This is a genomic window from Micromonospora sp. NPDC050187, assembly GCF_044459745.1.
Taxonomy (GTDB): domain Bacteria; phylum Actinomycetota; class Actinomycetes; order Mycobacteriales; family Micromonosporaceae; genus Micromonospora.
Window position 1 is genome coordinate 39552 of record NZ_JBITJH010000035.1, and the last position, 9453, is coordinate 49004.

7 protein-coding genes are annotated in these 9453 nt (G+C 75.7%); 1 reads left to right on the forward strand and 6 read right to left on the reverse strand.

Annotation, left to right across the window (positions count from 1 at the left end):
* The first annotated feature begins 599 nt into the window (after positions 1-599).
* Positions 600-1496 carry a septum formation family protein gene (locus tag ACIBJE_RS30105; protein ID WP_396753658.1) on the forward strand — a complete coding sequence of 299 codons (897 nt, stop codon included), beginning with the start codon at positions 600-602 and terminating at the stop codon, positions 1494-1496.
* 168 nt (positions 1497-1664) lie between these two features.
* On the opposite strand, the gene ACIBJE_RS30110 is transcribed toward ACIBJE_RS30105, so the two are convergent.
* From ACIBJE_RS30110 to ACIBJE_RS30135, 6 genes are all read right to left on the reverse strand, one after another.
* Positions 1665-3182, reverse strand: a complete 1518-nt coding sequence (locus ACIBJE_RS30110) for an RsmB/NOP family class I SAM-dependent RNA methyltransferase (protein ID WP_396753659.1) — start codon at positions 3180-3182, stop codon at positions 1665-1667.
* Positions 3179-4105, reverse strand: coding sequence for a methionyl-tRNA formyltransferase (fmt, locus tag ACIBJE_RS30115; protein WP_396753668.1), 927 nt, complete (start codon positions 4103-4105; stop codon positions 3179-3181). The genes ACIBJE_RS30110 and fmt overlap by 4 nt, the downstream gene beginning before the upstream one ends.
* Before the next feature lie 2 nt (positions 4106-4107).
* Complete coding sequence (def, locus tag ACIBJE_RS30120; protein ID WP_396753660.1) at positions 4108-4668, reverse strand: peptide deformylase; 561 nt, start codon at positions 4666-4668, stop codon at positions 4108-4110.
* A gap of 47 nt (positions 4669-4715) precedes the next feature.
* Positions 4716-6053 (reverse strand): cytochrome P450, encoded by a 1338-nt coding sequence (locus ACIBJE_RS30125; RefSeq protein WP_396753661.1) that lies wholly within the window; start codon positions 6051-6053, stop codon positions 4716-4718.
* A gap of 100 nt (positions 6054-6153) precedes the next feature.
* Positions 6154-7137, reverse strand: a complete 984-nt coding sequence (locus ACIBJE_RS30130) for an AAA family ATPase (RefSeq protein ID WP_396753662.1) — start codon at positions 7135-7137, stop codon at positions 6154-6156.
* A 160-nt stretch (positions 7138-7297) separates the two neighbouring features.
* Positions 7298-9301: a primosomal protein N' gene (locus ACIBJE_RS30135; protein WP_396753663.1), complete on the reverse strand. Its 2004-nt coding sequence runs from the start codon at positions 9299-9301 to the stop codon at positions 7298-7300.
* Positions 9302-9453: the final 152 nt, after the last annotated feature.

Consider the following 9453-nt stretch of genomic DNA (forward strand, 5'->3'; position numbering starts at 1 on the left):
GTGTACGAACGCGGCCGACACCCGTGCCGTAGGCTCCCGCGCCGTGGCATGCCGTGGCATGCCGGGGCGGCGGGGCGGAGCCGAGGGCCGGCACGGGAGGACAGAAGATGCGACGGTGGTAAAGGGCATGCGCCCTGGGCGGGGTGGCGACACTCGCCCTGGCCGGTCCTTCTTCGCCAACGGGAACGCCGCACACCGCCGGTGCCTCCGGATGGTCGCCGACTACGCCGAGGTGCCGAAGGACAGCACGCTCGGATTCCGGTCCCGGACACTCGCCCTTCACCCCCCCAGGAGCCGGAGTGGAGGAACGGCGACCGGGGAGTGCGGTGTTTCCTGGGGCGGGAGCAGCCGCTGACCCGCTCGGTCAAGGGCGGCGGCACGAAGGCCCTCCCCGTCCAGTTCGGCTGAGCCGCCCGTCAGCCACCACCGTGCCGCACCGTGTGCTGACCGCCCGTCGTCACCTCCCGGAGTGTGCCGCCGTCGGTCCCACCAGGACGGTCGGTCCCCGCGCGGCTCGTGCCGGTGCCGTATGCTCCTGCGCCGTGGCCCGCCCCGAACACCGGGGCGGTGTCGACACCACGGCCACGGGGAGGACGGTCATGCGACGGTGGTTGAGGGCGTGCGCTCTGGGTGGGGTGGCGGCGCTGGCACTGGCCGGCTGCGGCGTGCCGGAGGGCACCGACGGCGACCTGGTCGACGACTGGGCTGGCCTCGCCACGCCCAAGATCTTCCAACCGGCCACCGACACCTGCCATCCGGACGAAGTCGAGGTCGGCTACCTCAGCTCGTACGGCCCGGTGCCCTGCGACCAGTCGCACGAGACGGAGACGGTGCACGTGGGCACGTTGCCCGCCGAGCACACCGACCGCGCCACGCCCCCGCCGGCCGGCTCCCCGGCCCGGCTGGCCGCGTACGGCGAGTGTGAGAAGGCGGCGAACCGGACGCTCGGCGCGGACTGGCGATCGGGACGGGTCACCCTGTACACCATCCTCCCGTCCGAGTACGGCTGGAAGGGCGGCGCGCGGTGGTTCCGCTGCGACGTCGCCGAGGTCAACCGCCTCGACGGGCCGGAGGTGAAGCGCCGGACGGGCACCCTGAAGGACGCCCTGGCCGGTACCGCGCCCCTCGCCCACCGCTGCTTCAACGTCAAACTGGCCAACGACAAGGTCGACGACATGGCCGAGGTGTCCTGCACGACCCGGCACGACGCCGAGTTCGTCGGCATCTACAAGGACACCACCGGCGACCACGCCGAACTGGTCAAGGGCAGCACGCGCGTCCACCGGCGGTGCCAGGCCATGGTCGCCGCGTACGCGAAGGTGCCCGACGACAGCAACCTCAAGTACCGGACCGGCACGATCTACTACCACCCCTCGGCGGAGGAGTGGAAGGACGGCAACCGTGGGGTCCAGTGCTTCCTCTGGCTCAGTGACCGCAGCCTGAAGCGCTCGGTCAAGGGCGGCGGCACCAAGGCCCTGCCGATCCGCTACGCCTGACCCGGCAGCCGGTCCACCGTCCCGGGGGTCCGGGGCGGCTGGACCGGCACGCCCACGCCCGCTCCCGTGAACCCGGCCGCTGCGGCCCGGCCCGTGGTGAGTCCGCAGGGCCGGTCGCGGCAGCGGGGTGGGACCGCCGGCCCCACCCCGCCGGAACCGGAGAACCGGTCAGCCGCGCCGCAGCACCGCGAGGAACATCGCGTCCGTGCCGTGCCGGTGCGGCCAGAGCTGCACCGTCGGCCCGGCCCCGAGACCCGGCATCCCCGCCGGCAGCAGCGGCCGGGCGTCGACGAAGTCCACCGGCGCCCCGCAGCGGCGGGCCGCCTCGGTGACCGTCACGTGCGTCTCCACCACGTGCGGGGAGCAGGTGACGTAGGCGACCAGCCCACCGGGACGGGTCGCGCGCAGGCCGGCGGTGAGCAGTTCCCGCTGGAGTCGGGTCAGCGGCGGCAGGTCCGACGGCTGGCGACGCCAGCGCGACTCCGGCCGGCGGCGCAGCGAGCCGAGGCCGGTGCACGGCGCGTCCACCAGCACCCGGTCGAAGTGCTCCTCCGGCAGCTTCTGGTCGGAGCCGACCGTCCGCCCGTCGGTGTGCAGCACGTTCACCGGCAGTCCCCGGGTGGCCTGCTCGACCAGGCGGGCCCGGTGCTCGGCCACCTCGACCGCAGTCACCCGCGCGTCGCGCTGCACCGCGAGCGCGCCGAGCAGGCCGGTCTTGCCACCGGGGCCGGCGCAGAGGTCCAGCCAGCGGCCGTCCGGCCCGTCCAGCGGCGCGGCGACCAGCGCCGCCGCCACGAGCTGGGAGCCCTCGTCCTGCACGTGCGCCCGGCCCTGCGCCAGCGCCGGCAGGTCACCCGGCGCGCCGCCGGAGAGGTACACCGCGTACGGCGAGAAGGCTCCCGGCGCACCACCGACCTCGTCCGCCAGCTCCACCGGGTCGGCCAGCCCCGGCCTGGCGCACAGGTGCACCGGCGGGGGCTGGTTGTCCTCGATCAGCAGCCGGGTCGTCTCACCCAGGTCACCGCCGAGCGCCTCGCGGAACGCCCGGACGATCCACTGCGGGTGGCTGTGGGCCAGGGCCAGGTGCCCGACCGGGTCGTCCGCCATCGACGGGGCGATCCGGTCGATCCAGGCGTCGGCGTCCCGGCCGGCGACCTCGCGCAGCACGGCGTTGGCGAACCCGGTCGCGCCCGGACCGACCGCCCGGACCAGGTCCACCGTGGCGGAGACCGCCGCGTGGGCCGGCACCCGGGTGTGCAGGAGCTGGTACGCGCCGAGCCGCAGCGCGTCACGCACCGGCGGGTCGATGCGCTGCACGTCCCGGCCGGCGGCGTCGGTGAGGATGGCGTCCAGGGTGCCCATCGCGCGCAGGGTGCCGTAGGTCAGCTCGGTGGCGAAGGCGGCGTCCCGGCCGTACAGTCCCGCGTCCCGCAGGATCGTCGACAGCACCAGATTGGCGTACGCGTCGTCGCGGTGCACCGCCGCGAGCGCCTCGTACGCGGCCTGGCGCGGCCGGTCCACGGCGTCGTGGCGGGCAGGGCGCCCGCCGCCGCGCCGGTCGGCCCCGCCCGGGCGGGCACCGGTCCGACCGTCCCGTGGATCACGCCGACGGTCGCCGCGCCCGGACTCGCCGCCCGGACCGGACCGGACCGGACGTGGGTACTGCCGCTCCCCCGGCGCGGTCACGCGAACACCTCCCCGGTCTCGACCCGGACGCCCCGCGCCCAGTCGGTGGCCGGCATCGGCTTCTTGCCGGCGGCGCGTACCTCGCCGAGCGTCACCGGGGTGGTGGCCGTGCCGGCCAGCACCCGCCGGCGCTCCACGAGCAGCTCGCCGGGCTTCAGCTCCGGACCGTCGGCCGCCGGCCGCACCGGGCCGAGCTTGATCCGGTCGCTCCGGAAGGTCGTCCACGCCCCGGGGGCCGGGGTGCAGGCCCGGATCCGCCGGTCCACGGCGAACGCCGGCTCGGTCCAGCGGACCTGCGCGTCCTCGACGGTCAGCTTCGGCGCCAGGGACACCCCGTCGGCCGGTTGCGGCACGGCGCGGGCGGTGCCGTCGGCGATCGCGTCGAGAACGGCCACCAGCAGGCCCGCACCCGACCCGGCGAGCCGCTCCAGCAGGTCACCGGAGGTGTCCTGCGCCCCGATCCGGTCGGTGAGGGTGCCGTAGACCGGACCGGTGTCCAACCCCTCCTCCAACTGGAAGACGCTCGCCCCGGTCAGCTCGTCGCCGTGCAGCACGGCGTGCTGCACGGGGGCGGCCCCCCGCCAGGCGGGCAGCAGCGAGAAGTGCAGGTTGATCCAGCCGTGCGCGGGGATCTCCAGCGCGGCCGGGGGCACCAGCGCGCCGTACGCGACCACCGGGACGCAGTCCGGGGCGAGTCCGCGGAGCCGGTCGAGGAACTCCGGTTCGCGCGGGCGGGCCGGGGTGAGCACCTCGACACCGTGCGCGTCGGCCCACGCGCCGACCGGGGAGCGGGACAGCCCGCGTCCGCGTCCGGCCGGAGCGTCCGGGCGGGTGACCACCGCGACCAGCTCATGTCGGGAGGCGGCGACCGCCTCGAGGGCGGGGACGGCGACAGCCGGCGTGCCGGCGAAGACGAGGCGCACGGTCACCGCCCCAGGCCGAAGGGGCTGACGGCGCCGTGCGGGTTGACCTTGACCACCGGCGGCGCGGCGGCGTCGTACCACTCGGCCTGGCGGATCGCCTTCAACGCCTCCTTGCGCCCGGTGGCGTCCAGCCGGTCGATGAAGAGGACCCCGTCGAGGTGGTCGGTCTCGTGCTGCACGCAGCGCGCCATCAGGCCGGTGCCGACGATCTGCATCGGGTCGCCGTACGCGTTGAACCCCTTGGCGATCACGTTCTGCCGGCGTTTGGTGTCGAAGTAGAGGCCGGGGATGGAGAGGCAGCCCTCCGGGCCGTCCTGTTCCTCCTCGTCGGGGAACTCCAGCACCGGGTTGACCAGGTGCCCGAGCACGTCGTCGACGTCGAAGGTGAACACCCGCAGGCCCACACCGAGCTGCGGGGCGGCCAGACCGGCCCCGTTCTGCTCCCGCATCGTGTCGGTCAGGTCGGCGACGAGCTTGCGCAGCTCGACGTCGAAGTCGACCACCGGATCGGCCGGCGTGCGCAGCACCGGATCCCCGAACAGACGGATGGGCTGGACGGTCACGCGGGGTGGCTCCTTCGTCGACGGGACGGAACTCGTGCCGTACCAGTCTACGGAGTGCCCGGCCCGGCTCCGGGCGGCGTACCACGTTCCCCGGCCGGCACGGTCCGCCGCTGCTCGGCGACGGCGGTCACCACCGCCCGCCGGAGGTCGGTGCCGGTGGCCCGGCGGCGGGGGCCGGTGGTCACCGGCAGCGTGGCGTAGCCGCGCAGGGTCAGCCGGGTCCGGCGCCGGGGCTCGCCGGCCAACGCCAGGTCGGGCAGCCCGCGCAGCAGCAGCGGGAAGGCGATCCGCGCCTCCAGCCGGGCCAGCGCCGCGCCCAGGCAGTAGTGCGCACCCCCGCCGAAGGACAGCGGCTGGTTCTGCGGCCGGGCCGGGTCGAACCGGGCCGGGTCGACGAACCGGGCCGGATCCCGGTTGCCCGCGCCCAGGAGCAGCAGGACTTCGCCGCCGGTCGGCACCGGCACCCCGCCCGGCGCGACCGGGACGCCGCTGATCCGGCTGGTCACCTGCACCGGGGAGTCGATCCGGAGCAGTTCCTCCACGTACGCCCCGGCGAGGTCGGGGTCGTCGCGCAGCGCGGCGGCGTGCGCCGGGTGTCCCAGCAACACCACCAGCCCGTTGCCGAGCAGGTTGGTGGTGGTCTCGAACCCGGCGACCAGGAGGACCACCAGGTTGGCCAGGAGTTCCTCGGCGTCCAGGCGGCCGACCTCGGCGTCGTGCGCCTGGACCAGAGCGGTCGTCAGGTCGTCGGCGGGGGCCCGGCGACGAGCCTCGACCAGGTCCCGGAAGTAGTCGCGCAGCGCCGTCGCGCCCCGGTCGGCCACGGCCAGTTCCGCCTCGGAGACCTCCGGCTCCAGGACGGTGGTGAGGTCGGCGGTCCACTCCCGGAACGCGGGCCGGTCGGCCTCCGGCACGCCGAGCAGGGCGCAGATCACCCCGATCGGCAGTGGGTAGGCGAACCCGTCGAGCACGTCGACGGTCGTGCCGTCGCGGCCCCGCTCCGCCATCGTCGCGACCAGCGCCGCCGCCTGGGTGGTGACCACCTCCCGCAGGGCGGCGACCCGGCGCGGGGTGAACGCCCCGGCGACGATCTGCCGCATCCGGCCGTGGTCGGGCGGATTGGCCCGCAGCATCGACCGGGCGATCGAGGCGACCGCCGGGCTCTCCGCCCAACCGGCCACCGTGGTCTGCGGTAGCGGCTCGTAGGCGACCACGTAGCGGGGATCACGGAGCACCTCGTCGATCACGGCGTACCCGGTGGCCACGTGCAGCCCCGGCCACGCCTCGACGACCGGGCCGTGGGCGCGGAGCCGTTCGTACGCCGGATAGGGGTCGAGTCGTCCCTGCGGTGACAGCAGAAGCGCCATCGCCTCGGCAACCTCCACGGCGAACCTCCATCGACGGCGTCCGGGGGCTTCATCATGCCCCGGTCACCGGTCGTGTCGGCGCAGTGACGCGCCGTGGACGCGGGTGCGAAGGTGGAGGTCAGGCTCCCGCGACCGGGTCGCCCGCCAGCACCGCGTCGGGGGCCCGCAGGGCGTGCTCCGGCAGCGGAAGCTCGATCTTGTGGGCGGCCTCCCAGTCGTGCACCGTGCCGGCCCGGCACTGGCGGGTGAAGTACTCGGCCGCGGTGAGGCCACCGACGACGGGTTCGTCGGCCTCGGCGACCAGCCGGCCGGGCACCAGCGTGAAGCCGTTCTGGAGCGCGGCGCTGAGCCGCCGGTGGCCGTCGACGAGGAAGAAGTACTCCCCGGAGTACCCGATGCTCAGCGGCTCCAACGCCCGGTCACCGGCGGCCCCGACCGCACCGACGAAGTCGCCCTCCCAGAGCCCGCGCAGGTTGTGCACGTCCTCCGTGGGGTAGACCCGGGCCGGATCGAGCAGCAGCAGCGGCGGGGCGTCCCGGAGCACGTCGGCGGCGAGGCGTCCCTCGTACGCGTCGACGATGTGCGCGATCACCTCGGCCGGGGCGGCCCGGGTGGTGTCGCAGACCAGGTCGTAGTTGCGCAGCCGGGCCTTGTCCACGCCGTAGCGGACCAGGAAGCGGTTCCGCTCGCTGTCGCTGCGCTCCTTGAGCTTGGCCTTCGCCTCCTCCAGCGAGACGTAGCTCTCCGCCGGGCCGGAGGGGCGCAGCAGCACACGCCGGGCCGCCTCCCCCGGTTCGGTGATCATGTGCACCTTGAGCGCGTCGGTGAAGAAGTGCCAGGCCAGCCGGGAGTCCATCACCAGCGGCTCACCGGAGGCGGCGATGTCCCGCTGGAGCTGGTCGACGTAGCCGTCGACGGCCTGGTCCAGCTCGGCGTGCAGGTTGAGCTGGAGCGCGGTCATCTGCCGCTCCTGGGCCATCTGCCGGTAGAGGTCGCCGACGCTGACCCGCCGCATGCCGAGCCGCTCGGCGATCTCGACGGAGACGGTGCTCTTGCCGCTGCCGAGATCACCGTTGAAGACGATCGATTGACGGACGGTCACGACTGATCCACCTCTGATCACCGGCTGGTTGACATCATCGATTCGGCGTCGCCTCGCCGCACTCCGGCCACCGTCGCGCCGCACCGGCGCGGGCAATGAGGGGCGATGCTACCACGGTCCCGCCAGGACTTTCCCGGCGAACACCCCGCGTCGGACGAGGTCAGAACAGCTCCAACGGGTCCACCTGCACCCGGACCGGGTCGGCGGCCTTGCGGGCGGCGCGGACCCCGGCCGCGACGTGCAGCGCCTCCGCGAGCGCGGCGGCGCGCGACCGGGGCACCCGGACCAGCATCCGTTCCCGGTCGTCGTCCGCCGGGACCGGCCCGAGCACCTCGGCCTGCTCGGGGAGGCGCGCCTCGGCGAGCAGCTCGGCCACGGCCGGCGCGGCACCGGTCACGCTGGCCATCCGCACCGCCGGTGGGAATCCCAGCTCCCGTCGCTCGGCCAGCTCCCGGGCGGCGAACCAGGTCGGATCCCACCGCAGCAGCGCCTGCACCGGCGCGAGAGCGCCGTCGGCGACCACCACCACCCGCCCGCCGGCGGTCGCCGGCCGGGCCAGCGCCGCCGCGGTCAGCCACCGCCGCAGCGCCTCCTCCCCGGCCCGCAGGTCGGCCCGGGTGAGCAGGGCCCAGGAGTCCAGCAGCAGCACCGCGCCGAAGCCGCCGTCGGCGACCGGCTCGGCACCGGGGGTGGCCACCACCAGACCCGCGCCGCCGGGCACCTGGGCGAGCACCTCCTCGCGTCCGGAGGTGCGCACCGGCACCCCGGGGAAGGCCCGGCCCAGTTCCTCGGCGGTCCGCCGGGCACCGACCACCGCGGCCCGCAGCCGTCGGCCGTCGCACTCCGGGCAGGCGTACGCGGCGCTGATCCGGCCGCACCAGCGGCAGACCGGTGTCCCCCGGGCGGAGGGCAGCGCGAGCGGCCCCGCGCAGTGCGGGCACCGGGCCGGGGCCCGGCAGTCGGCGCAGGAGACCGAGGGCAGGTAGCCACGGCGGGGCACCTGGACCAGCACCGGCGCGTCGGCGCGCAACGCGTCCCGGGCGGTGGTCCAGGCCAGGCTGGGCAGCCGGGCGGTGGCGGCGGCCGGGTCGCGGGCCAGTTGCGGATCGTCGCCGGTCGGCGCGACGGCCGGGGTACGCGCCCGTACCGTGGCCCGCTCCGCGACCACCTCCCGCGCCCAGCCGGTCTCCACCAGCAGCTGCGCCTCGGCGGTCCGGGCGTGCCCGCCGACCAGGGCGGCGATCCCGCCGAGCTGGGCGCGGGTGAGCAGCACCTCACGGGCGTGCGGATACGGGGCCCGGGGCTCGGCGTGCAGGTCGTCGCCGTCGTCCCAGATCGCCACCAGGCCGAGTCGCTCCACCGGGGCGAACATCGCCGCACGGGTGCCGACGACCACCGGCACCCGGCCCCGGCGGACGGCGAGGAAGGCCCGGTAGCGGCGGGCCGGACCGAGGGCGGCGGAGAGCCGGACGTGCCGGTCCGGGCCGAGCGCCCCGGTCAGCGCCGCGTCGAGACGGTCCAGGTCGCGGGCGTCGGCGACCACCGCGACCACGCCCCGTCCACCGCGTACGGTGGCCGCCGCCGCCTCGGCGAAGCGGGCCGGCCAGTCCTCCCCCGGCAACGCGGACCAGACCGCGCGCGGGGCCCGACCGTCGGCGAGCGCCCGCAGGAAACCCGGCCCGGCCGGGTAGGCGTCCCAGCCGTCCGCACCGACCGGCGGATCGGGGGTGGCGACGGCCGGATCCGGCACGGTCGTCGCGGCCGGGGTGCTCACGGCCCCCCGGCCCCCGTCGGCCCGGCCCTCGTCGGCCGGAACGTCGACGGCCGAGGGCCCGTCGGATGGGCTCTCCTTCTCCACCCGGGCGTGCCGGGGCGGTACCGCGAGGCGGAGCACGTCGGCGAGGCTGCCGGCGTACCGGTCGGCGACCGCCCGGGCCAGCCGGGCGATCTCGGGAGACAGCACCGGTTCGGGCGAGACGAGCTTCTCCAGGTACGCCAGCCGGCCGGCGTGCCCGGAGCGCTCGGTCCGCTCCAGCAGCCAGCCGTCGACGAGTTGACCGGCGAAGCGCACCTTGACCCGGGTCCCGGGCACCGCCGTGGCGGCCAGTTCGGCGGGGACCAGGTAGTCGAAGGGCCGGTCCAGGTGGGCCAGGGGCACGTCCACGCAGACACGAGCGACCGGCGACCCGTCAGCGGGTCGCCGGTCGGTGTGCCTGCTGGGGGTCAGGCTCCTGCGGCCGACTTGAGGTCGGCGGCGCGGTCGGTGTTCTCCCAGGTCAGTTCGGGTAGGTCCCGGCCGAAGTGGCCGTACGCGGC

Excerpts from the sequence above, each read along its gene's own strand:
- ACIBJE_RS30105 (WP_396753658.1), top strand. The coding sequence starts at position 600 with ATGCGACGGTGGTTGAGGGCGTGCGCTCTGGGTGGGGTGGCGGCGCTG.